We start from the raw sequence: 21,152 nt of genomic DNA, 5'->3' as shown, positions 1-21,152 counted from the left end.
ATGTTGCGAAATATAAAGCGTGTCGTTGTTATGCTGGTGCTTATCACGGCTGTCCCAACAGGGTTAACAGGATGCTGGTCCAAACAAGAGCTTAACGACCGCACCTTCGTATCGACCATGCTGGTTGATTTGAACGAAGATGGACAGACAGAAGTTTCTACGCTGTTCATGTTGCCAAATCGCATATCTAATGGAGTCAATTCGAATAGTGTTAATCAAAAACCGTTCGTATCGATTTCGGGCAAAGGCTCCGATGTCGCTGAGGCGCTCCAGCATATTCAGGCGGAGCTACCTAGATCGGTTACGTGGGGACAGATGCAAGTCATCGTGATTGGTGATCGTTTCGCACGTGCAGGGTTGACCCCCCTGTTTGATCATTTGATTCGTGCAACGGACTTCAGGTTGCCGATCTATGTGTTTTATTTCAACGGCCTCGCCAGGAATCTAGCGAAGTTAGAATCTGTGTTTGAGCGGTTCCCCACTGAAATTTGGCGAGAATCAGCGCATACCAAGCGAATTCCTCCAATCAGAATTCGAGAATTATTATATGCCCAATGGAATAACTTAGGGGACTCTTATATTCCGGAGTTAACTTTGCGTGATCTTAACCTGCTGACAGAAGCTAAGAATGTGAAGTGGTCGGGGGTTGGAGGCGCAGCCATCATGAAAAATGGCGCCGTTACAGGTAGATTTACGAATGATGAAGCGATGGGCATTTTAATCATGATGAATCAGATTCCTGAAATGATCATTACGGGGAAACTCCCAGATAAACAGGGGGTTTTCAGTGCCAGGCTTATTGATGTGAAGCATAGGACGCGAGCGATTCGCAACGGGAGTGGGATCACGATTCAGGTATCTATTCAGGCAAGAGCAGATCTCATTTCCATTGAATCCAATATGAACTTAAGCTCCACAGAAAATATTAAATTGGTGGAGGCGGCAGTGAATGATCGTGTTAAACAAATGGTTCAATCTGCTGCCGATAAAGCGCAAGAGCATCAGGCTGATGTATTTCAGTGGAGCGAGTTAGTGAAATATAAATACCCCGGGATGTGGCAGGAATGGGGGGAAAGCCCCCGCGAGATGATGTTTACACATACGGATCCGGAATTTCATATTCATGTGGGCTTGCGAAGCACAGGTGTAAGCCGCTCAGCGAAACTTTGAATTCGGAAGGAGATCACAGTCATTGTTGTATTTAACCATGGGTATTGCTTGTATTCTGTTCTATCAAATATCGTTGCTGCGACGTCAATCCGCAAGCCCGAAAGAAAGGAGACTTGCGCTGTCGGTTACCGGTATCGCGTTTGTTTTTGGCACCATCAGTATCTTCTGGCCGGAGTGGGTAAATCCCAGTCAGGCAATTCGATTGCTATTTGAGCCGATTCAAAACTTCATTATTCAAGGATAGGCATATGCAGGGAGGCGGCAAGGTGAAGCAACATGGAACAGTGACAGGATTGCAGTTGGGTGCCTTGACCTTTGTGTTCGTATTTTCTACCACGATAGCCTTTCTCATCAGTCCTCTTGCGGGTGCGGCCTCCTTTGATGGCGGATTATGCATAGTACTTGCTTCAATCTGTGGCACAGGGATTGCCACCCTCAGCCTTCGGTTTGCTCTGCGCCAACCCTCGAACTATCTTGGTGAGTACGGTGGTACCCTCATTAACAAGTACCTGCATAAGGGTATTCTGTTTCTGTGGGCATTCTTTTTTCTACATTTGGCCTCTTATATTTTACGTGAGTTTACCGACTTCTTCATACCGACTTATTTGCGGGAAACACCGCCAGTCGCTGTTGCTGTGCTGGTTATGGCTACCGTTGCATCTTTGACCCAATCCGGTGTTTCAACTGTGTTTAGATTTGCACAGGGGTGCTTTTTATTTATAGGCGTGCTGTTCGTGTTCAAACCATTATTTTTTCTTGCGGCTATGGATACACCCATGTGGTACGAGTTTACGCGCATTCATGATTGGAAGGCACTGTGGGCTCAAACGTATGCGATTATCCCATGGTATGGTGAATTAATTATGTTCTCGTATATCGTCCCGGAGCTAAATATGAAGCAAAAAAACCGCAAAATCATTTGGATAGGATCCTTGGCGGGCACTTACATCCTCCTTGTAGAATTTCTATTGATGATGTTTTTTTTCGGGCCTAAGCTTGGGGCTACTTTAATGTATCCTGCGCTTGAGCTTACCGGATTCCTGCATTTAGGCGACTTTCTACGCAACACAGATGCGCTCATTGTCTCGATCTGGTTCACGGGCTATTTCATTAAGCTAAGTATTATTTTTACGATAGGAACGCTGCTATTCTCACAAGCCTTGTCGCTAAGTAATTACAAACCAATTACATTCTCGCTGGCGGCTATTGTTGTCTCGCTTTCACTTATTTTAGCTAAAAATCCCGTAGAGCTGGCGGAATATTTCAATAGCAGTTGGGCGACTTTTGCCCTATTCGTAGAGAGTCTGTTCTTCATCTATCCAATCGTCTCCTGGGTCAAAAGCCGAAGAACCCGCAGTAATTAACCGCCTTCTCAATCGTAATGCGGTCTATGGGTCCAATTCCTCTCATACATTTTGAATGATAGGAAGGTGTTCGGAGGAGGGGCGGACCAGCATGACACAAGAAGCGCGAATATCCTTGCAAGAGGAACATCTATTTTGGCTCGAAGTGTTGAATGACCACGCGCATTTTCTGAGGGATTATTTATCTCCTGTGGAAACCAAGTGGTGGCAGGAAGCGGAGAGGTTTATCCCGCTATTTCAGGAGGCTATCCGACAGGCGAAAGGGTTATCACCGATAGATACAGCGGATTCTCCGAACATGCAGGTTTTCGCGAGATATGTATATCCCCTAGCGGACGCCTATTGTAGGCTAGAAGGGCACATGCAGCATTTACGGCTGTGGAATCGCGTCAATCTGAATCTGACGCCTTCTTACTTTAATGGGACGATTAATGAAAACCGCGAGTATTTGCGGAAACTTGCGTATTGGACACAAGGCGTTCCCGCTGCGCCCTTAACGCTGACTCAATTGTTGGATTTATGGCTGGAGGATCAACTGGGGCATGCCGTATTGCTGAATGGGCTGCTGGATCCAGTGGAGCGTATCCTTGGCATGGAGACGGATAAGTTTGCTTCGATCTTCTCGTCCTATATGGTAAAAAATCGTGCGATGCAAGGTTACCTGCGCTTTACGCCGCCAGGTTTTCCAGCCGAGGCGAAGTTCGCTAAGGAAGTACTCGGAACCGTGAAAGCCTTCTATGATTTTGTACAGCGAATCGTCGTTGAGTACCGTAACGACCAATTGCTATCGAAAGCAACGCTGCGATTTCTAGAACATCATTTTCCAGAGTCGTGCTATTTCATGCGGAATCTGACTGCATTTATACCGGACGCGCTGCCATTAGGAAATTGCCCGCTAACGCGTCCTTCACTGAATCAGACCGATTAAGCAAAATACTTCCTTAATGCCGCCGGGGCCTCCCGGCTTTTGCGCGTTAGGCTGTCCATCGTCACGCTGGTCACCAGGGCATCGGCACATAGTTCACCTTGCTCATTGCGGATCTCCTGCTGCAGCACATAACTGGTGTTGCCAATCTTCTCGGGGCGACAACTTACTGTCAGGTGCTCCCCTTGCTTGCACTCTCTCCGGTAATTAATGTTGATATTAACAGTCACCGTTTGAATACCGAGGGCACCGAAAGTCTCGTAAGATAGCTCACACGTCTCATACCACTCTTCACGTCCCCATTCGAGGTACTCCAAATATTTCGCATTATTTACATGTCCGTTCACATCAATTTCCGTGGAGCGAACGATGATCGCTAACTTCGTTTCCATATGTGTGATCTCCTTTGTTTGAATGAGTCGTCTACCTATTATAGCTTTCCTGCTAGCGGGATAACCAGCAGCGACTCATAAGGTTCCAACATTTGGGGAAACTATGCGAGGCGTGTTTATATGTACCTAAGTGTGGGTAGTAGTGGGTACGGTACTAAGTAAAATAGAAGTAGTCTGACAAGACCAAGGAGGGAAATTATGAGTCAAGAATATCGCATAGAACGTGATACCATGGGAGAAATCAGAGTACCTGTGGATAAGTTGTGGGGGGCACAGACGCAGCGCAGCTTCGAAAATTTCAAAATCGGCACGGAGCGAATGCCGCCTCGCTTGATAAGCGCCTTCGCACTGCTCAAAAAAGCAGCCGCCCACGTCAACCGCGATCTCGGCGGATTGCCGGCGGATAAAGCGGAGGCTATCTCCCAAGCGGCGGATGAAATCGTACAAGGCCGCTGGGACGACGAGTTCCCGCTTGTCGTCTGGCAGACGGGCAGCGGGACGCAGTCGAACATGAACGTCAACGAGGTGATCGCTCACCGCGGCAGCGAACTGCTCGGGGATGGCGCTTCGCGTATCCATCCCAATGATGATGTGAATCGTTCGCAGAGCTCGAACGATACGTTCCCGACCGCGATGCACGTTGCCGGTGTCATCGCGGTAGAGCAAGAGCTGCTGCCTGCGCTGGAGGGGCTGCAGGCGATGCTGCACACCAAGATGTCGGCCTTCGCCGACATCGTCAAGATCGGCCGCACCCACCTGCAGGACGCGACCCCGCTGACGCTGGGTCAGGAGATCAGCGGGTGGTGGGCGATGCTGGACATGACGGCCCGCATGGTGCGCAGCGCCGTGGATACGATGCGCGAGCTCGCGATCGGCGGGACCGCCGTCGGCACGGGGCTGAACGCGCATCCCGAATTCGGCGCCCGCGTCGCCGAAGCCCTGACTCGCGAGACGGGCACGCGCTTCGTCTCGGCGGAGAACAAGTATCATGCGCTGACCAGCCATGATCAGATCGTTTACGCCCACGGTGCGCTGAAGGCGCTGGCGGCGAACTTAATGAAGATAGCCAACGATGTTCGCTGGCTATCGAGCGGCCCCCGCTGCGGAATCGGTGAAATCACGATTCCGGAGAACGAGCCCGGCAGCTCGATCATGCCGGGCAAGGTCAACCCCACGCAGAGCGAAGCGATGACGATGGTCGTGTGCCAGGTGATGGGCAACGATGCGGCCATCGGCTTCGCCGCTAGCCAAGGCAATTTCGAGCTGAACGTGTTCAAGCCCGTGATCATCCACTGCTTCCTGCAGTCTGTGCGACTGCTGGCTGACAGCATGCGCTCGTTCAATGACCATTGCCTCGCGGGCATGGAACCGAATCGCGCGGTGATTCAGCGCAATCTCGAGCAATCGCTTATGCTAGTTACGGCGCTCAACCCGTATATCGGGTATGAGAAGGCAGCCAGCATTGCGAAGCAAGCGCATAAGGAAGGGCTGACGCTGAAGGAGTCAGCGGTGCGCAGCGGCTACTTGACGGCGGAGCAATTCGACAGCTACGTGAAGCCAGCGGATATGGTACATCCAAAGGCATAAGGCCAGAACATAGGTAAGAGGGTATCCCAAAGCCATATATGTGGCGGGATACCCTCTTCTGGGTGTATGCAGTTGTGAAGCATGTGAAATGCAAAAGTACACTCTTTCTTATCGAATGAAGCTCCTAATCAGAAATGCGTGCAAATAGGTAACTATTTCTGCTAGCATGCATCAATTTGGAGCTTTTTCGGTCATATAGGTGCACTTTCGCACGTATTTGCCTATGTTTAGGTGGTTTCGTCGAAAAAGCGTGCTCTTTTGCATCTTTGCCCATGTACGCTTACATGAGCTATTCTCTATCTTCCGATTGTGGTCCTCTCCACCTCTCCAATCCACTACGGCATCGGATCAGGAACCATATCATTCTCTATGAGCTCGCTATTGGTTTTCATATGTTTCATTTCATTCCCGAGCTTCTTCATTTCATCCATATCCTGAGCCATCGAGCCATTGTTGGCTTCTTCAATGGATTTACCGGCCGATCCATTGCAGATCTGCTCGAGTTCAATTAATTTATCCAGCGCGGCCCGGCGAACTTGAAGTGGAACGAATTGGTTATCATTGAAATCCGCCTCATGGAAATGCACGGTTGTGTTCCCAAGTTCGGAAGTTATGGTGGTTAACGTCAACGGATAAGCCGCTGAGGTAGCATCGTTGTAAATATCGATCCGGTACACGGACTTCTCGACGTATTCCACACGTTCAAGTCCAAGGTCGGTTAATTGTTGATGCAAGGCATGTTTGTCCATCGTAAAGCACTCCTTTGGTGGGGATGCCCCCATGTACAACTGGTGTTAATTATTTTGAAAGGTTGTTTTTACTGCCTGGATCGAGTCTGTGACACGATGCTGACTTTCTTTGGCTGTTTCTTTGGCTGTATCGACAAGATCCTCTGTTTTTTGGCTAACGGTTTCCGCAAGGGCTTTGGAACTTTCGCTTACGGAGGAGGCAAGCTCTTTCGTTTTATCCTGCCAAGTCCGATAGGTGCTCATTAGGTCTTGGCGTAGCTTGGACCCCGCTTTAGGGGCAACTAACAATGAGGCAATCGCGCCGACAGCACCACCAATCATTAGACCTAACCATAATCCGCCTTTGTTCGTCTCGACTACTTCACTCATACGTCATCTCTCCTTCGTTTTGGGGTATATGTTACACGTCCATACTTACATGTACCCGCATAGAGGCATATTGAAACAGGGGAGGGTACAAATAATAACTTGCCGAGTTTATTTATGCCTTGGGTAATGTGAATAGTTGGTTAAATTTAAAAGTTTCTCTATTACATGATTGAATTGTCTGCGATAGGGTTATAGGATATATGATAGATTATACATATGGGACTCAGTTCCTATTTACCCGAAAGGGGTTAGCGCTATGAGTATTGCCATTGTGGATGATAATAAGACGAATTTATTAATTATTGAAAAAATTTTGGAGAAAGCGGGCTACACGGATTTAATTACGCTATCTTCGGCAAGAGAGCTCTATCACTTGCTAGGTATGGATGCACCCGATCCTGCGGAAGTAACGGTTGATCTGATCCTGATGGATATGATGATGCCGGAAATCGATGGGGTAGAAGCATGCCGTACGGTACAAGCTGATGTGCGGTTAAGGGATATTCCCATCATTTTCGTAACGGCGATGGGGGATTCCAATAAGTTGGCGGAGGCATTGGACGCAGGAGCGCTCGATTATGTGATGAAACCGATTAACAAGGTGGAGCTTCTGGCACGGATTCGTTCAACACTTCGCTTGAAATATGAGAAGGATTGGCATAAAGAGCGCGATAAGCGGATTAAGTATGAGCTTGATTTGGCTAAACAAGTCCAGCTTAGTGTGCTTAGTCATCCGCTGAAGAATGAGCACATTGAGATTTCAGCTGTGTATCAGCCCTCGTCAGAACTGGCCGGAGACTTTTATGCGTGGTATCCAATTGGGCCGCAAAGGTATGGCATTATTTTGCTCGACATGATGGGGCATGGTATTTCTTCATCCTTAGTGTGTATGTACATCTACTCGGCTTTGAAGGATACGATCACGGGGATCGGCGATCCAGAGCTAGTGATGCAGGAGCTTAATCGGCGAATGAATCAGCTTCATGTCACAGATAGTCTTATTAATTATTACTTTACCGCGATTTATCTTGTTCTTGATACCGAGCAACGTACAATTGAATATGTGAATGCAGGCCATCCAGCTGGCGTTGCTATGCTCGATGGCGAGGTGCAACTGCTCTCTGAAGGGTGCTGTGCAATTGGTTTTTTTGAAGGGATTGAGATTACCAAAGGGTACGCGACCTACGAGAAACAAGCTCAGATTGCCTTATATACCGATGGGTTGACGGAATGGATCGCAGATGAGGAGCATGATGGTTTGGCTCAAATCACGAGTAGCTTCAAGGATATAACCGCTCACGATCCGGAAGAGCTAATTGAAAAGCTATCAAAGACAACGAAGAGTGGCCCTTCGCAGGATGACATGTGCTTAGTCATGATCTCTGCCTCTTAGCTTGCGTAATCAATGAAACTTGAATACTAGTAGTGGTCTATGTACGATTAAGACAATAATGACTAGGGAGTGTGGCTTATGTCCTCAGAAAGATTTCAAATTAATCTTGAAGAATCGGAGAAGTCAATTCAGCTCATTATCCATGGGGAGCTTGATTTGGCAGCAGCACAAGCCTTCCGCCAGGCACTTGAGGCCGTCGTTCATCGTGAAGATAAAGCATTAATTCTCAATGTGAAGCATTTACGCTATATCGATAGCACGGGGATTGGCATCGTGGTATCTACTTTGAAAATTCGCGATGAAATCAAAGCACCGTTCGCCGTTCATGATATTCCGCCAGGAATACGGAAATTGTTTGATCTGACGGGGATTACTGGATTTCTGAATGAAGGGATCGAAGGCACTGTATGAAGGTCATTCGCTTACATATTCCAGCAGCAGCGGAGCATTTGGAGATCGTAAGGCTTAGCTTATATGGTGTAGCAACGAAACTGGGCTTCACATATGAAGACATTGAAGATATGAAGGTGGCTGTATCTGAGGCTTGCAACAATGCTATTTTGCATGCAAAGCCCGGAGATGACAGCAGTCATATCGACATTAGCTATGAGCTTAGTGATGATGCACTTCGGGTGAAAGTGAAAGATAACGGGACTGGCTACGAGGCGTCTAACGAAAGTCGGCAAACGGGTCCTTTCACGGGGACGACGCCGAGCGAGCTTACCACTGGTGGTTTAGGCATTTATCTGATGGAAGCATTAATGGATGAAGTCTTGGTCGATACAACGAGTGGCACTGAGGTTACTTTAGTTAAATATGTTCACAGCAAAAACCACGGAATGACGGAATAACCGCCAAACCGTGGTTTTTCTTACTTGTCTATTTGCCGAGATAAGCGGCCAGCATCCAGCTGTGTTTCTCCAAAGAGGAGCGGATGGTAATCAGCATATCCGCTGTAGGCTGATCCTTTTGGTCTTCAGCCAGCTCGATCCCTTCGGTCAATTCGGAGCATAATAAAGTGAAATCATCAACGAGCTGTTCCACCATGAGGTTAGCATTATTTTCAGTCTTCTTGGCTTCTTTAATTGAAGCCATTTGCAGATGCTCTTTCAGAGTGGCAGTTGGAATCGCACGCAGGGAAAGCATTCTCTCAGCTATTATATCCAAATGGAGAGTGGCTTCCGTGTACAATTCTTCGAATTTGATATGTAGGGTGAAGAAATTCTCACCTTTCACATACCAATGGTAATTATGAAGTTTCATATAGAGTACCGAGAAGTTGGCGACCTGTTTATCGAGCATGTCTGTTAGCGGGCTAGCCTTCGTTATAGTTGAATTAACCATGATCATTCCTCCACTTAATTGATTTGGTTGTGTCTACAACAAATAAGTACCCTTACGAGGGCTAAGTGAAACAGTTAAGTTTAGATGAACCTATTTTGTGCCTGATGTGTTTCAACTTTTTCTAACTTGGGTAACTACGTATTAACACGGCAAAATAGGAGGGATTCCCATGTTGCTTCAAATAAGTGTATGTGTTGTAGCAATTGCATTTGTGTTTCTGGTTTTTTATTTGATCCAAACCTTAAAATCCTTGAAGCATTCTCTTGATGAGATAACCTCAACAATGGGACAGATGAAAAATGAAGTGACGGAGATCAGTTCTGATGTGAAGGATGTCATTCTCAATACGAATGAGGTTGCGATCGATATGCGAATGAAACTTTCCACACTTAATCATCTATTCGGAACCGTGCAGGATGTTGGTCAAGTACTTCATGAGTTATCTTCTTCCGTTAAACAATCAGCTTCAAGCCTGATCGCTGCTGTCAAGCCAACAGAAACGTCTGCGAAAACATCCCCGCTTAATGGGAAGTTGAAGGCGATTCTGCAAGGAGCGACTATGACGCTCGAGATTTGGGATAAAATTAAAGTGAAGAAGTCATCACCGCAAGCCGGTTCGATGAAATAGAGAGGGGTCATCACGTGAACGCTATACGTAAATTTATGTTTTATAAACAGTCAGATGGGAAAGAAAATAGGATATATCTCAGTGGGGAGCTTGATCTCTCAGCGGCGTCTTCCCTAGCTAACGTACTGGATTCTGTAGTAAGGAAAGAGGAAGAAACACTTATCCTAGATTTGAAAGAACTAAAATATATAGACAGCACGGGAATTGGGCTCATCGTATCCGCGATTAAAGTCAGGGCTGCTATGCACGCAGCGTTCCAGATCGATCATATCCCAGCTAAAGTCAGGCGGTTATTCGATATTACAGGCGTTTCCAGTTATTTGCATAACAATGGCAGCTTAAGAGAAAATCAACGTGTAACTGAAAGGAAAGAAGAAATCATATGAGCCCATACATTGGCCTAACCATACCTGCACAAGCGGAATATTTGGATATTGTTCGACTCACCTTATACGGCGTTGCAACCAAAGCGGGCTTCTCCTTTGAAGATATTGAAGATATGAAAGTCGCTGTCGCGGAAGCGTGCAACAACGCCATTCTTCATGCTTATGCAGAGGGGAATCCAGGCATCGTAGAGATTCAATTCGAGCCTAGCGAGGGCTATATGAAAATAACGGTAAAGGATGAAGGCGACAGCTTTCATTACGTTCAAACGGCCCCCGAAGAAGTAACGCTGCACCATAAATCGATTCAAGAAGCTAACGTTGGTGGACTCGGTCTCTTTCTGATGCAAGCATTAATGGATGATGTGCAGGTGTTAGCGCGTGGAGGCCAAGGAACTGAGGTCATTCTGACCAAGCAGGTGTATAGAAAAGAGGAGATTGTATGAATGCGAAGGGAACTGTCTCTTCCTCCGACCCTTTATATGAGATCTATGAAAAGAAGAAGATTTATAAGGAAACCGGATGTCAAGAGGCAGCTACCGCATTGCTCTTGCACTATGAACCGATTGTGCGAATGGCAGTAGCCAAAATGTCGCGAAGCCGCCCTGATCTCTACGAAGATCTCTTTCAAGTCGGTCAGATGTCGATGCTTAGATTGTTTACGCAGTATGACCATGCGATGGAAGTGCCCTTTGAAGGCTATGCCATGAAAAGCCTCATCGGTCATCTCAAAAATTATTTGCGTGACAAATCCTGGTACATACAAGTCCCCAGACGCATTAAGGAAAAGGGAGCGCAGATTCAGCGTGCGTTGGACGAGCTGACGGCTAAGCTGGAGCGCTCGCCGAATGTGGACGAAATAGCAGCTTATTTGGAGCTGAGTCCGGAAGAAACCATCGAAATCCTAGCTGGACGCGATTATTATCACTACACATCCCTAGATACCCCGCTCACAAGTGAGGGGGATGGGGCCACGATTGGGGATATGATAGCAGGTGCCTCCGATGACTATCAAGCCCTAGAGCGGCGTATGGATCTTGCAGAAGCTATGGATTGCTTGAAGGAAGAGGAACGTACCGTCATTGGGATGATCTACCAAGAAGGGCAGTCCCAACGCCATATTGCCGATCAGCTAGGCATCTCTCAGATGAGTGTATCTCGTATTCAGAAGAGGGCGATGTCGAAATTAAAAACAGCATTAACCTCGAATGTATAGCAGGTTAGTTACCTGCTAGGGGCTGAAATTGTGGTATAGTAGATTAGTATAATGTTATCTTACATTTGCTACCAACTGTACCAGGAGGCACTTTCTTATGTTTAATTCCATCCTACTTAAGATTAAACCCAAGATTATGCTGGGTTACATCTTAATTATTATTTGTCTAGGTCTAGCGCTACTAGTTGTGAGTAGTCGCGTAACGGATCTGCAGAAAGAAGTTAGTTTCATCTCCTCCCATGACATGGAAGTACACGATCAGCTGCACGAATTACAGAAAAATGTGCTCGATATGGAAACAGGCTTGCGCGGCTTTGTCATCACAGCCGATGACCAATATCTAGAGCCTTACAATGACGGAAATCGAAGCTGGCTTGAAACGTTTAATAAAATTCATCAGCTTATCAGTGATAATTCCTCCCAAGTGCAAAGCTTGGATTCGATTAAAGAGACGATTCAGGCTTGGTTGAAAACGAGCGGGGACAATGTTATCCGCATGAAAAAGGAAAACAATACAGCAGCAATCAATGACTATTTTAAACAGAATGCAGGCAAAAAAGTGATGGATCAGTTGCGGACGCAATTTGATTCCTTTCTCATCACGGAGAAGAAGCTTACCTCTTTAAGAGTCGAGCAAATCGCCAAAAGCAACTATAATCTTAAAGTTGTTCTTTTTACTATTTTGGCTCTTATTTCCATTGTGGCTGTAGTTGTGGCATTCATTCTATCGAATTCGATAACGAACACCATTAAACAAGTTACCCAGAAGATTCGCGATATTACCGCAATGGAAGGGAATCTAGCTTCTCGGATTGAAGTGAGGACGAATGACGAGATCCGTGTGTTGGCTGAAGCAACGAATGAGCTATTGGCGAGTTTAGAGAAACAGAGCTGGATTCAATCGGGTATTACAGAAGTTGCAACACTATATCAAGGCATACGTGATATAACATCGCTAAGTGAAGCCTTTATCCATAAGCTGGCACCCATGTTGGATGCCAGCTATGGCGTTATCTATCTAAGGCTGAACGAAGAAGGACAACCTACTTATGAGAAAATTGCTGGATATGCAGTCTCTGGACAGGATCAAGCTGCTTCCCGTTTTCAACTAGGCGAAGGCTTAGTTGGACAGTGTGCAGTCGATAAACGAATTTTCCTGATGGATAATCTTCCTGATAATCATGTAAAAATAACGTCTGGATTAGGAATCTCAACGCCTCGCAGCCTTCTATTAGCACCGATTCTTGTAGATGGAAGAACCGAAGCCGTTATTGAGTTGGCTTCCATTCATCAATTTCAGTCAAAGCATCTGACTTTGGTTGATTCTCTGCAAGAGAAGTTCGGGACGGCGATTACGAGTGTGCGCAGCCGTATGGAAGTGGAGCGTCTCCTCTCAGAGTCGCAAATTCTGACGGAAGAGTTGCAAACGCAATCGGAAGAGCTTCAGACACAGTCCGAAGAACTCCAAATGCAGCAGGAACAGCTGCGGATGACGAATGAGTTTCTGGAGGAGCAGAATCAATTTTCTGAGCAGAAAGCAGCGGAGCTCGAGAAAGCCAAAGACGAGCTTGAGAAGTATTCGTTGCAGCTGAAGACAAGTTCTCAGTACAAAACCGACTTCTTGGCTAATATGTCTCATGAATTGCGTACACCGCTGAATAGCATCATGATTCTTTCGCAAATGCTAGTCGAGAGTAGCGGAGACATGCAAATGTCCGAGGTCGTGGAGTATTCGCGTGTGGTGAATGCGGCGGGTCATGATTTGCTGTCATTGATCGACGATATTCTGGATTTATCCAAGGTCGAAGCTGGGAAAATAGAGATTATGCAGGACGAAGTTAATGTGACGGAGATTCCACAGTCCATGGAGCTTATGTTCGCACCAGTGGCTGCTAAGAAGGCGCTTGATTTCCATGTTATTCTGGATTCAAATGTGCCGTCTGTCATTGTGACTGATGGTCAACGCCTGCAGCAAATTCTGAAGAACCTGCTGTCAAATGCTTTTAAATTTACCGAAACAGGCTCTGTTACGATGAGAATAGCTCTCTCTGATTCAGCGCGTATTAGAGAAATTCTCCATCGAGGTTCAGAGGAAACGATTCTTGCAATTTCGATCAAGGATACAGGTATTGGGATTCCAATTGATAAGCAGCACATTATTTTTGAGGCCTTCCAGCAAGTGGATGGTACAACCAATCGTCAGTATGGCGGGACGGGTCTTGGTCTATCGATCTGCCGCGAGTTTACCCGATTGCTTGGAGGGACGATTGTTGTGAAGAGTGAACTGCAGGTAGGCAGTACGTTTACCTTATATATCCCAAATAGCCCAGAAGATCGTGTTCACCCTGACGATTCCTCTGCGCAAAATCAGATCGCCGCTTCTAGTGAACATGTGATTCCGTATAGGGGGGAGGCTTCCTACGCGAAGAGTTTCTTTAGTGACGCTGAGCTTTCCCTAGAGGGGCCAATTAACGCGGATGCACAGCTGTTCGAAGGGAAGAAAGTATTGCTTGTCGATGATGATGCCCGTAACGTCTTCGCACTCGTGAGCGCCTTAGAAATTAAAGGTGTAACGGTTGTTGTAGCCGAGAATGGTAGAGAAGCGATTGAGCTATTAACCGTGGATTCCGATTACGACTTGGTATTAATGGATATCATGATGCCAGTTATGGACGGTTACGACGCCATGAAGGAGATACGGGGAGGGCTGGAGTTGCGCCACTTACCCATCATTGCATTGACAGCAAAAGCTATGAAAAGTGAGAAAGAGAAATGTCTCGAAGCGGGAGCATCGGACTATATTACGAAGCCGCTGCAGATGGAGCAACTCTTCTCGCTGATGCGGGTGTGGCTCACGAAGCAGGTGAAGAAGCATTGACACGGGAACCTCAAGATGTATGGAATGAGTTGGAAGAGTCCCCTGTCGATGAGAGGGAAAATATTGAGATCAATCTGCTCCTGGAGGGCTTATATCAAATGTACGGATTTGATTTCCGTCATTATGTGCGCTCCTCTTTACGCAGGCGTATTCTAAACCGTATGAAGATGGAAAAGCTGCCAACGATAACAGCGCTTCTGGAGAAAGTGCTGCATGAGCCGCTATTCGTAGACAAGCTACTGGGCGATATGTCGATTCGCGTGACGGAAATGTTTAGAGACCCCAGTTTCTTCAATGCTTTTCGGACCCAAGTCGTGCCAGAGCTTCGGGACTATCCGGAAATTCGAATATGGCACGCGGGTTGCGCAACAGGCGAAGAAGCCTATGCCATGGCAATCCTCATGCAAGAAGAGGGCTTGGCGGAGAAAACGCGAATTTATGCTACTGACATGAACGAGCAGGCCATAGAATCGGCGCAAAAAGGCGCCTTCCCGCTGAAGCAGATGCAATTGTATACGACTAATTATTTGGAATCCGGTGGCACCAAAGCGTTCTCGGAGTACTACACTACGGATCATCAGTATGCGTATTTCAAACCGCAGCTGAAAGAAAATATGATGTTTGCTCAGCATAACCTAGTGACGGATGGCTCCTTTAACGAATTTCACGTTATCCTCTGCCGGAATGTGATGATCTACTTCGATCCGAAGCTGCAGCAGCAGGTGCACAGTTTGTTTTACAGCAGCTTAACCCCGCAAGGTTTCTTGGGTCTCGGGAAGAAAGAGTATATTCTCCACGTGCCTGAAGGTGTGCAGTATGATGATTTTGTACCACATGAGCGTATATACCGTAAGAAATCATAGCAGGTGTTATCGGAAAGGGTGTCCCAAAGCCATGTATATGGCGGGGGCACTTTTTTCTTTTGCACGAATGACACATTCGTGCAAAAGCCTGTTTCAATCCTAGGAGGGATGGGTAATAGAAAGCATAGCAAGATGAACACTATCGAAAAGGAAGAGAGAGGTGTTGGGTATGTTAGGATGGGCTATGACGTTTCTAGTAATTGCGTTAGTTGCAGGTGTTTTTGGATTCTTTGGGATTGTCTCAACAGCAGTTGGTATTGCCAAAATCTTGTTCTTCGTTTTCCTTATTATGTTCGTAGTATCACTAATCTTCGGCGGACGTCGAAGCATGTAGAACAAAGTAGCTACTCAAGGTAACACGGATACACCCTATAAAACCCATTGACGAGGAGGAATTGCCATGAGTACGTATACCAGAGTAAGTGTGACATCCAGTCTTGAGGATACGCAGAATAAGGTACAACAACTGCATAACGAAGGCTTTAAAAAGGATCATATTTATGTTCTGACACACAGTGCTGAAGGTACAAATTACGTCGCGGAGTATGCGGGTGCAGAGCAGATTTCGATGGCCGAAGAAGGATTGTTCACGTCGATCGCCAATCTGTTCCGATCACGTGGCGAGGAGTTGAGAGCGAAGATCCTGGCGCTCGGCGTGCCTGAAGCGGAGACGGACAGACTCGTAACTGAGTTGGAGTGGGGGAAAATCCTCGTATTAGCTACCCCTCATATGAGTGAGGAAGATACCTTGATGATGTACCAAGGCGAAGCATTTCAGCGAACTATATATTAAGTGGATTACTATCATATAGTCCTATAACAAGAAAAGCCCTTGTCTCCATTGGAGACAGGGGCTCTTCTGTGCCGGATTCATCGCCTGCTGCTTGTGTTCGATAAGGTTGGGAGCATCTTTAAATCCTTGACCATGGATGAATTGCAAATCGGACATGCGGGACTATCCGCGAATGAAAAGTTATCTCTCATCCAGCAAGAGCACTGATCAGTGCTGCAGGTCCAGATGCTGGTTTGTTCCTCCGGTACTGGTTCCAATGATTTTTTTGAAAAATACAATCGAACTCCTCCTTGTCATAATTGACTCTGACGCGCAAGCAGTTAAAGCAATATGTGATGAAGGACTACAGCTTGACTACATTTTCAGCTTGCGGTCCGCGGTTACCTTGAACAACTTCGAATTGCACACGTTGGCCTTCATCCAAGCTTTTAAAACCTTCCCCTGTAATGGCGCTGAAATGAACGAATACGTCATTGCCGCCTTCCATTTCGATAAACCCAAATCCTTTTTCTGCGTTAAACCATTTTACCGTACCAGTTTCCATGTGTTCATAAACCTCCAACAATAATTTGTGCCTGCGATTCTCATCGGCGGAATCAACTCGTTCCGATGAGCTTGTAAGTCATTAACGCAGCTTTGATAATATATCCATTATTAGGGAAGCTTATTCCACTTTTCTGAAAAAACATCATAGTTATTTTCAACGGTAATGCCCTCTTGACGTTTCTTTATTAGCTGATCTATACTATTCCTAAATTTAGCAAAAGTTTTACGACAATTTCATAGTTCGTATAACCTCGATAATTCGGTTCGGGGGCTCTACTGGGAACCTAAATCCTAACTACGAACACAATATATGCGTATATTGTGTTTGTGGTTAGGATTTTTTTGGTTCCCTTATTCTATTTTAGGAGGCTAATGAAAATGGGTTCCATCTTGATTCAAAATGCGAAGGCAATTGTAACAGTAGATGCAGAGGACCGCGTGTTGGAGCAGGCGGATCTGCTGATCGAGGGCAATCAAATTGTACAGATAGGGAAGGGATTATCTCCGAAGGATGCCTCTACGCAAATTATTGATGCGTCCAACATGTTCGTGTATCCTGGTCTCATCAATGTGCATCATCACTTGTATCAGACGTTTACGCGTAACCTGCCTCAGGTGCAGAAGCTTGAGCTATTCGACTGGCTCCGCTATCTGTATGAGATTTGGAAAGGTCTTACGCCGGACGCTGTTTATCATAGCTCACTAACCGGAATTGCCGACCTCATGAAGAACGGTTGTACGACCGTATTTGACCATCACTATGTTTTTCCTGAGCAAAATAGTGCTCATTTCATCGATAAACAGTTCGAGGCCGCTGATCGACTAGGTATACGTTTCGTGGCTTCACGAGGATCGATGACGCTGGGCAAGGATCATGGCGGATTGCCGCCGATGAGCGTCGTGCAGGACAGCCGTACGATCCTCGCGGACAGCGAGCGGCTTATTGACCTTTATCATGACGCCAGGGCAGGCTCGATGCGACAGGTCGTGCTAGCGCCGTGCTCGCCATTCAGTGTATCCGCAGATATTCTGCGGGAATCTGCGGCACTTGCAAGAGCTAGAGACGTGCGTCTGCATACACATCTCGCCGAGACGAAGAATGAGGAAGCCTATACGCTCCAACGATTCGGCATGCGGCCATTGGCCTATATGGAAAGCTTAGGCTGGTTAGGCTCCGATGTGTGGTATGCGCATGGCATTCATTTCAATGATGATGAAATGAAGCTGCTCGCGCAGACGAAGACCGGCGTCGCCCATTGCCCCATTTCCAATATGAAGCTATCCTCTGGCATTGCCAGAGTGCCTGAGATGCTGGAGATGGGCATTCCAATTGGTTTGGCTGTCGATGGCAGCGCTTCTAATGATGGCTCGAATCTGCTGGAGGAGCTTCGCGTCGCCTACCTGCTTCACAGGTTGCAATCTAGCGCATTGGCGCCAACCGGATATGATCTATTGAAGGTAGCAACGAGGGGGGGAGCGCAGATCCTAGGTAGATCCGACATTGGGTCGCTGGAGGTAGGCAAATCAGCAGACTTGTTCATGGTGCGGGTCGATCAGATAGACGCTGTCGGAACGCATACCGACGCTAAGTCGTGGTTGGGGACAGTAGGCCTCAAACGTGCGGTCGACTACACGGTCGTCAATGGCCGAATCGTAGTGGAGAAGGGGATTCTAACGGGAGCAGATGAGGGGAGGCTGTATGAGGACTGTCAGGCCTCCTACCAGCGCTTCATTCAGCAATAACGAATAAAGCTCGCTCTCTCAGCCTAAGTGGCCTTGAGGAGCGAGCTTAATGTGTTTTAGGCAAGCAGAAGAATAACTAACAGTTCAAAAAGCACAAGCGTCAAAATTTGATTATATTGTGCTGGTGTGTAGATCGGTCTGTGATGCCCTTGTTGGTGACCATGATGAGGATCCGTATTCAGATACACGTGATGGCCATCTGCATTAATGAGAACACCTTCATGTGTATGCCCATCAATTGTCGTGACACGAATCTTACGGCCCATGTGTGGATGCAGTGCATGCATGAGGGCATCTCTTTTGTGCTTCATCATGTGCTGCCAGTTAGGCTCAGCTTGATACAACATATGAGGTCCTTGGTGTCCGTGATGAACTTGCGGCCCTTGTGGATGCATAGGGTTTGTATACATAAACGTTCACTCCTTCTCGTTCAACTGCGCTCTCGCAGCAGGCTTTCTGCCTAGGTTCATTACTAGACTATTCAGCTATACGAAAAGGGTGATCGCCTATGTAAAAATTACTTAGTCGCGGTGGATCGTAGCCACCCTGGTATCATCATTAAAGGAAACATCGCAGCCGAGCTGTTCTACAATGAAGCGGATGGGCACATAGGTAGAATTATGGTATAGCGTAGCGGCACTTATCAATTCTGGAACAGCGGCACCGTTGACAGTAGCCAACTTGCTATCTAATGTCAAAAGAATGGTGTTACCAGTCAAGTAGTCCTTGATCGTAACCTGTTTAAGGTCACCGTTCCAACCGACCTCAGCGCCCAGCTGCTCAGAAACAAAACGAACAGGTGCCAATAATTTACCATTTGTATCGATAAATGGTAGTGGTTCGGATTCAGATCCACCTGTCCCGTCGCTTGCCATATTGATATCTTTTTTGGTCACTTGCAGATCGTTTTTAAGCATTTTATAAAGCGTAGATTGCTTATCTAATGTAGCAAGCACCCTGAAGATTGCCGTAGCATCTGGTTTAAGTTGAAGTGCGCCGGACGTATCTACCTTGCTAGCCGTAACCGGTTTATTCAAATTCCAAGATTCACTCACATAGGAAATCTTAATCGCGGAAGCGCCATTGTTTGATTTCGTAAGAGGCATATTGATCGCGATGTTCTGCTTACGAATTTGCTTGTCACTATCAATGAAAAGATCTGCTTGAAGTGATGCTTTAGCACTGAACATATCTTTCGTTGGATCAATGGAATCTGCCAATCCCGCTAGGTAATCATGGATCGGGGAGTACACAAAGCCAAGCGTCAGATCTTTATTCGTTAGAAGACTCAAAGCAATGCTTTTATCTCCAGCAGCGATCTGTTCTTGAATCACAGGAGCAAGTGCATCGTATAACTGGCTAAGCACTTTTTTGAGGCCAGCTTCGTCGGCAAGAACGTTAGCTAGCAGCTTTTGCAGAAGAGAAGCTAATTCCGTGCCGCTAAGCTCTACATGTGCTTTTTGCAACGAAAGCGATTCATTATTGACTTTATCCGTTACGGAAGTAATTGCTAGATTAGCAGGATCCGTGGTATTCGCTAAAATAAGTTCGATAAGTCCTGATTTAATCTCAAGTAATTTATTACCGAATTGTTCTTGGATAGCCTTAGGTAAGAAACTTAAGAAAGAAATATCAGCCCCGCCTAAAAGATCAATAACGATCGGCTGTTTCGCACCTTCAATGCTAAGGTTGATCTTCGTACCCTCCATGGCAACGTTAAAAGGGATGCTACCTTTACTGTAAATAATCTTTCCTTCAGCAGATAGACGTTGACTATCCTGCGTTTTTACTGCGAGCTCAACCTTTACATCCTGCAGGGCTGCAAGTGCGGCCTTTTCCCCCGCGGATAGCTTAGACGTATCGCCTGGGACAAGCTCAAGCTGCAAAGTACCTTTCGACTCGGAAGACTTCACATTCGCGCCATTCTGAACGGCCTTCGCCAGTTCCAAACCTTGTATTGATTGACAACCCGTTAGCGTCAACATCATGATTACCAGCGCTGCCGAAATTAACCAAGTCCATTTTTTTGAATACATGGGATAATCTACTCCTTTTGTTTTAATAGATTTAACGATAAGTCATCGAATGATTATACGCAAGTAGTACGAGAAGGATGCGCTTTATATGTTTAAAATTAACGAAGGGCAATTGCTGTCCTCCTATGCGATATAGGGGGATTTTTCTTTGAAGCGAAACCTTTTATTCCCAATTTCGTCTAAATTTATGTGGGAGGTAAAGCTGATGATGACGATGTTTATTGTTTGTTTTTTTGTAGGTCTCGTACTTACGTTGCTCATCACACTTTTCGGTGTGGACAGCTTTGAGCTGCATGGCGATGCAGGCGGTACACATGGACACGGGCATAGCAGCCCATCTTGGTTCAATATGTCTTCGTTGCTCGCGGGTTTGACGGTGTTCGGCGGCATGGGGTACATCCTTAACAAGGTTGGCATGACAAGCGGTTTACTCATTCTTCTCTGTGCTATTGCTGCTGGGTTAGTGATGGCGTGGCTCTTCTTTCTTTTGTATGCGAAGGTTATTTATAAGCACGATGACAGTATGAAGGAGAGCGATTTTGAGCTCAGCGGTCAGTTGGGGAAGCTTACAGTTCCGATTAATGGAAAAGGCATGGGCGAAATGGTGTATGTCCTCCAAGGAACTACGCGCTCCATCAGTGTTCGTTCCGAGAACGGTGAGTCCCTAGCGAAAGGGACGAAGGTTGTTATTTTGAACATGAGCAAAGGTGTGGCAACGGTGACGGAATTTAGTGAATTTGAATAGTAGCTTCTTGCTTCAAACAATAGTGAGG

26 protein-coding genes and 1 riboswitch are annotated in these 21,152 nt (G+C 46.5%); of the genes, 18 read left to right on the top strand and 8 right to left on the bottom strand.

The genetic code is table 11. The features are described from left to right. The 4 genes from ASL11_RS05650 (at position 1) to ASL11_RS05635 (ending at position 3,462) form a co-directional block, all read left to right on the top strand. Positions 1–1,170: a Ger(x)C family spore germination protein gene (locus ASL11_RS05650; RefSeq protein ID WP_056610852.1), complete on the top strand. Its 1,170-nt coding sequence runs from the start codon at positions 1–3 to the stop codon at positions 1,168–1,170. Positions 1,171–1,192: 22 nt separating this feature from the next. Then, positions 1,193–1,414, top strand: a complete 222-nt coding sequence (locus ASL11_RS05645) for a hypothetical protein (RefSeq protein ID WP_056610849.1) — start codon at positions 1,193–1,195, stop codon at positions 1,412–1,414. Positions 1,415–1,436: 22 nt separating this feature from the next. Beyond that, on the top strand, positions 1,437–2,534 hold the full coding sequence (locus ASL11_RS05640; RefSeq protein WP_056610846.1) for a GerAB/ArcD/ProY family transporter: 1,098 nt from the start codon (positions 1,437–1,439) through the stop codon (positions 2,532–2,534). Between the two features lie 91 nt (positions 2,535–2,625). Beyond that, the gene (locus ASL11_RS05635) at positions 2,626–3,462 is read left to right on the top strand and encodes a DUF2935 domain-containing protein (RefSeq protein WP_056610843.1); all 837 of its coding nucleotides are present in this window, start codon (positions 2,626–2,628) and stop codon (positions 3,460–3,462) included. On the opposite strand, the gene ASL11_RS05630 is transcribed toward ASL11_RS05635, so the two are convergent. Further along, entirely contained in the window at positions 3,459–3,851 is a 393-nt protein-coding gene (locus ASL11_RS05630; RefSeq protein WP_056610840.1) for an acyl-CoA thioesterase, read from the bottom strand. The two genes, ASL11_RS05635 and ASL11_RS05630, sit on opposite strands and share 4 nt — an antisense overlap. A 198-nt stretch (positions 3,852–4,049) precedes the next feature. On the opposite strand from ASL11_RS05630, the gene fumC reads away from it, so the two are divergent. Next, positions 4,050–5,438: a class II fumarate hydratase gene (gene fumC, locus ASL11_RS05625; protein WP_056610836.1), complete on the top strand. Its 1,389-nt coding sequence runs from the start codon at positions 4,050–4,052 to the stop codon at positions 5,436–5,438. A gap of 335 nt (positions 5,439–5,773) precedes the next feature. Here the strand turns inward: fumC and ASL11_RS05620 are convergent, their stop codons facing one another. Continuing rightward, positions 5,774–6,187, bottom strand: a complete 414-nt coding sequence (locus ASL11_RS05620) for a hypothetical protein (RefSeq protein ID WP_056610833.1) — start codon at positions 6,185–6,187, stop codon at positions 5,774–5,776. A gap of 45 nt (positions 6,188–6,232) precedes the next feature. Then, on the bottom strand, positions 6,233–6,556 hold the full coding sequence (locus ASL11_RS05615) for a YtxH domain-containing protein (protein ID WP_056610830.1): 324 nt from the start codon (positions 6,554–6,556) through the stop codon (positions 6,233–6,235). Between the two features lie 256 nt (positions 6,557–6,812). Between ASL11_RS05615 and ASL11_RS05610 the strand changes: the two genes are divergently transcribed. From ASL11_RS05610 to rsbW (ASL11_RS05600), 3 genes are all read left to right on the top strand, one after another. Next, the gene (locus tag ASL11_RS05610; protein WP_056610829.1) at positions 6,813–7,949 is read left to right on the top strand and encodes a SpoIIE family protein phosphatase; all 1,137 of its coding nucleotides are present in this window, start codon (positions 6,813–6,815) and stop codon (positions 7,947–7,949) included. Between the two features lie 78 nt (positions 7,950–8,027). After that, a complete protein-coding gene (locus ASL11_RS05605; protein ID WP_056610825.1) occupies positions 8,028–8,360 on the top strand; it encodes an STAS domain-containing protein in 333 nt (110 codons plus the stop codon). Further along, a complete protein-coding gene (rsbW, locus tag ASL11_RS05600) occupies positions 8,357–8,800 on the top strand; it encodes an anti-sigma B factor RsbW (protein ID WP_056610822.1) in 444 nt (147 codons plus the stop codon). The genes ASL11_RS05605 and rsbW (ASL11_RS05600) overlap by 4 nt, the downstream gene beginning before the upstream one ends. 28 nt (positions 8,801–8,828) lie before the next feature. On the opposite strand, the gene ASL11_RS05595 is transcribed toward rsbW (ASL11_RS05600), so the two are convergent. Continuing rightward, the gene (locus ASL11_RS05595) at positions 8,829–9,293 is read right to left on the bottom strand and encodes a Dps family protein (protein WP_235550393.1); all 465 of its coding nucleotides are present in this window, start codon (positions 9,291–9,293) and stop codon (positions 8,829–8,831) included. 169 nt (positions 9,294–9,462) lie between these two features. On the opposite strand from ASL11_RS05595, the gene ASL11_RS05590 reads away from it, so the two are divergent. From ASL11_RS05590 to ASL11_RS05560, 8 genes are all read left to right on the top strand, one after another. Beyond that, a complete protein-coding gene (locus tag ASL11_RS05590; RefSeq protein ID WP_056610815.1) occupies positions 9,463–9,921 on the top strand; it encodes a DUF948 domain-containing protein in 459 nt (152 codons plus the stop codon). A 14-nt stretch (positions 9,922–9,935) separates the two neighbouring features. After that, complete coding sequence (locus tag ASL11_RS05585) at positions 9,936–10,307, top strand: STAS domain-containing protein (protein ID WP_235550392.1); 372 nt, start codon at positions 9,936–9,938, stop codon at positions 10,305–10,307. Then, positions 10,304–10,750, top strand: a complete 447-nt coding sequence (gene rsbW / locus ASL11_RS05580) for an anti-sigma B factor RsbW (protein WP_056610812.1) — start codon at positions 10,304–10,306, stop codon at positions 10,748–10,750. Before ASL11_RS05585 ends, rsbW (ASL11_RS05580) begins: the two co-directional genes overlap by 4 nt. After that, positions 10,747–11,520, top strand: coding sequence for a sigma-70 family RNA polymerase sigma factor (locus ASL11_RS05575; protein ID WP_056610809.1), 774 nt, complete (start codon positions 10,747–10,749; stop codon positions 11,518–11,520). Before rsbW (ASL11_RS05580) ends, ASL11_RS05575 begins: the two co-directional genes overlap by 4 nt. Before the next feature lie 97 nt (positions 11,521–11,617). Next, complete coding sequence (locus ASL11_RS05570) at positions 11,618–14,398, top strand: CHASE3 domain-containing protein (RefSeq protein WP_056610805.1); 2,781 nt, start codon at positions 11,618–11,620, stop codon at positions 14,396–14,398. Then, positions 14,293–15,261: a CheR family methyltransferase gene (locus tag ASL11_RS05565; protein WP_082595274.1), complete on the top strand. Its 969-nt coding sequence runs from the start codon at positions 14,293–14,295 to the stop codon at positions 15,259–15,261. Before ASL11_RS05570 ends, ASL11_RS05565 begins: the two co-directional genes overlap by 106 nt. A 169-nt stretch (positions 15,262–15,430) precedes the next feature. Then, positions 15,431–15,595, top strand: coding sequence for a DUF1328 domain-containing protein (locus ASL11_RS35650; RefSeq protein WP_082595273.1), 165 nt, complete (start codon positions 15,431–15,433; stop codon positions 15,593–15,595). Between the two features lie 66 nt (positions 15,596–15,661). Further along, positions 15,662–16,054 (top strand): general stress protein, encoded by a 393-nt coding sequence (locus ASL11_RS05560; RefSeq protein ID WP_056610798.1) that lies wholly within the window; start codon positions 15,662–15,664, stop codon positions 16,052–16,054. Positions 16,055–16,131: 77 nt separating this feature from the next. Here ASL11_RS05560 and ASL11_RS35645 read toward each other — a convergent pair whose 3' ends face one another. Beyond that, positions 16,132–16,332, bottom strand: coding sequence for a cold-shock protein (locus ASL11_RS35645; RefSeq protein ID WP_081787428.1), 201 nt, complete (start codon positions 16,330–16,332; stop codon positions 16,132–16,134). Positions 16,333–16,397: 65 nt separating this feature from the next. Next, on the bottom strand, positions 16,398–16,598 hold the full coding sequence (locus tag ASL11_RS05555; protein ID WP_028555458.1) for a cold-shock protein: 201 nt from the start codon (positions 16,596–16,598) through the stop codon (positions 16,398–16,400). Between the two features lie 223 nt (positions 16,599–16,821). Beyond that, positions 16,822–16,918, top strand: a riboswitch (purine riboswitch). 60 nt (positions 16,919–16,978) lie between these two features. Between ASL11_RS05555 and ASL11_RS05550 the strand changes: the two genes are divergently transcribed. After that, entirely contained in the window at positions 16,979–18,343 is a 1,365-nt protein-coding gene (locus ASL11_RS05550; RefSeq protein WP_056610792.1) for an 8-oxoguanine deaminase, read from the top strand. Positions 18,344–18,399: 56 nt separating this feature from the next. Here ASL11_RS05550 and ASL11_RS05545 read toward each other — a convergent pair whose 3' ends face one another. Then, positions 18,400–18,753, bottom strand: a complete 354-nt coding sequence (locus ASL11_RS05545) for a hypothetical protein (RefSeq protein ID WP_056610789.1) — start codon at positions 18,751–18,753, stop codon at positions 18,400–18,402. A 111-nt stretch (positions 18,754–18,864) separates the two neighbouring features. Beyond that, the gene (locus ASL11_RS05540; protein WP_056610786.1) at positions 18,865–20,379 is read right to left on the bottom strand and encodes a copper amine oxidase N-terminal domain-containing protein; all 1,515 of its coding nucleotides are present in this window, start codon (positions 20,377–20,379) and stop codon (positions 18,865–18,867) included. A gap of 205 nt (positions 20,380–20,584) precedes the next feature. On the opposite strand from ASL11_RS05540, the gene ASL11_RS05535 reads away from it, so the two are divergent. Further along, entirely contained in the window at positions 20,585–21,124 is a 540-nt protein-coding gene (locus ASL11_RS05535; RefSeq protein ID WP_056610783.1) for an NfeD family protein, read from the top strand. Positions 21,125–21,152 lie beyond the last annotated feature (28 nt).

The organism is Paenibacillus sp. Soil750, from assembly GCF_001428045.1.
Taxonomy (GTDB): domain Bacteria; phylum Bacillota; class Bacilli; order Paenibacillales; family NBRC-103111; genus Paenibacillus_E; species Paenibacillus_E allorhizoplanae.
Note: the sequence above shows the minus strand (reverse complement) of the source record. Positions and strands in the feature narration are given on the sequence as shown.

What these genes read in the sequence shown, in the direction of transcription:
- ASL11_RS05630 (WP_056610840.1), bottom strand. Translation starts at nt 3,851, where the DNA reads ATGGAAACGAAGTTAGCGATCATCGTTCGCTCCACGGAAATTGATGTG.
- ASL11_RS05555 (WP_028555458.1), bottom strand. Translation starts at nt 16,598, where the DNA reads ATGGAAACTGGTACGGTAAAATGGTTTAACGCAGAAAAAGGATTTGGG.
- ASL11_RS05610 (WP_056610829.1), top strand. Translation starts at nt 6,813, where the DNA reads ATGAGTATTGCCATTGTGGATGATAATAAGACGAATTTATTAATTATT.
- fumC (WP_056610836.1), top strand. Translation starts at nt 4,050, where the DNA reads ATGAGTCAAGAATATCGCATAGAACGTGATACCATGGGAGAAATCAGA.
- ASL11_RS05570 (WP_056610805.1), top strand. Translation starts at nt 11,618, where the DNA reads ATGTTTAATTCCATCCTACTTAAGATTAAACCCAAGATTATGCTGGGT.
- ASL11_RS05550 (WP_056610792.1), top strand. Translation starts at nt 16,979, where the DNA reads ATGGGTTCCATCTTGATTCAAAATGCGAAGGCAATTGTAACAGTAGAT.
- ASL11_RS05635 (WP_056610843.1), top strand. Translation starts at nt 2,626, where the DNA reads ATGACACAAGAAGCGCGAATATCCTTGCAAGAGGAACATCTATTTTGG.
- ASL11_RS05540 (WP_056610786.1), bottom strand. Translation starts at nt 20,379, where the DNA reads ATGTATTCAAAAAAATGGACTTGGTTAATTTCGGCAGCGCTGGTAATC.
- rsbW (WP_056610812.1), top strand. Translation starts at nt 10,304, where the DNA reads ATGAGCCCATACATTGGCCTAACCATACCTGCACAAGCGGAATATTTG.
- ASL11_RS05565 (WP_082595274.1), top strand. Translation starts at nt 14,293, where the DNA reads ATGTCTCGAAGCGGGAGCATCGGACTATATTACGAAGCCGCTGCAGAT.
- ASL11_RS05560 (WP_056610798.1), top strand. Translation starts at nt 15,662, where the DNA reads ATGAGTACGTATACCAGAGTAAGTGTGACATCCAGTCTTGAGGATACG.
- ASL11_RS05575 (WP_056610809.1), top strand. Translation starts at nt 10,747, where the DNA reads ATGAATGCGAAGGGAACTGTCTCTTCCTCCGACCCTTTATATGAGATC.
- ASL11_RS05545 (WP_056610789.1), bottom strand. Translation starts at nt 18,753, where the DNA reads ATGTATACAAACCCTATGCATCCACAAGGGCCGCAAGTTCATCACGGA.
- ASL11_RS05535 (WP_056610783.1), top strand. Translation starts at nt 20,585, where the DNA reads ATGATGACGATGTTTATTGTTTGTTTTTTTGTAGGTCTCGTACTTACG.
- ASL11_RS05605 (WP_056610825.1), top strand. Translation starts at nt 8,028, where the DNA reads ATGTCCTCAGAAAGATTTCAAATTAATCTTGAAGAATCGGAGAAGTCA.
- ASL11_RS05620 (WP_056610833.1), bottom strand. Translation starts at nt 6,187, where the DNA reads ATGGACAAACATGCCTTGCATCAACAATTAACCGACCTTGGACTTGAA.
- ASL11_RS05615 (WP_056610830.1), bottom strand. Translation starts at nt 6,556, where the DNA reads ATGAGTGAAGTAGTCGAGACGAACAAAGGCGGATTATGGTTAGGTCTA.
- ASL11_RS05650 (WP_056610852.1), top strand. Translation starts at nt 1, where the DNA reads ATGTTGCGAAATATAAAGCGTGTCGTTGTTATGCTGGTGCTTATCACG.
- ASL11_RS35650 (WP_082595273.1), top strand. Translation starts at nt 15,431, where the DNA reads ATGTTAGGATGGGCTATGACGTTTCTAGTAATTGCGTTAGTTGCAGGT.
- ASL11_RS05590 (WP_056610815.1), top strand. Translation starts at nt 9,463, where the DNA reads ATGTTGCTTCAAATAAGTGTATGTGTTGTAGCAATTGCATTTGTGTTT.
- ASL11_RS05595 (WP_235550393.1), bottom strand. Translation starts at nt 9,293, where the DNA reads ATGGTTAATTCAACTATAACGAAGGCTAGCCCGCTAACAGACATGCTC.
- rsbW (WP_056610822.1), top strand. Translation starts at nt 8,357, where the DNA reads ATGAAGGTCATTCGCTTACATATTCCAGCAGCAGCGGAGCATTTGGAG.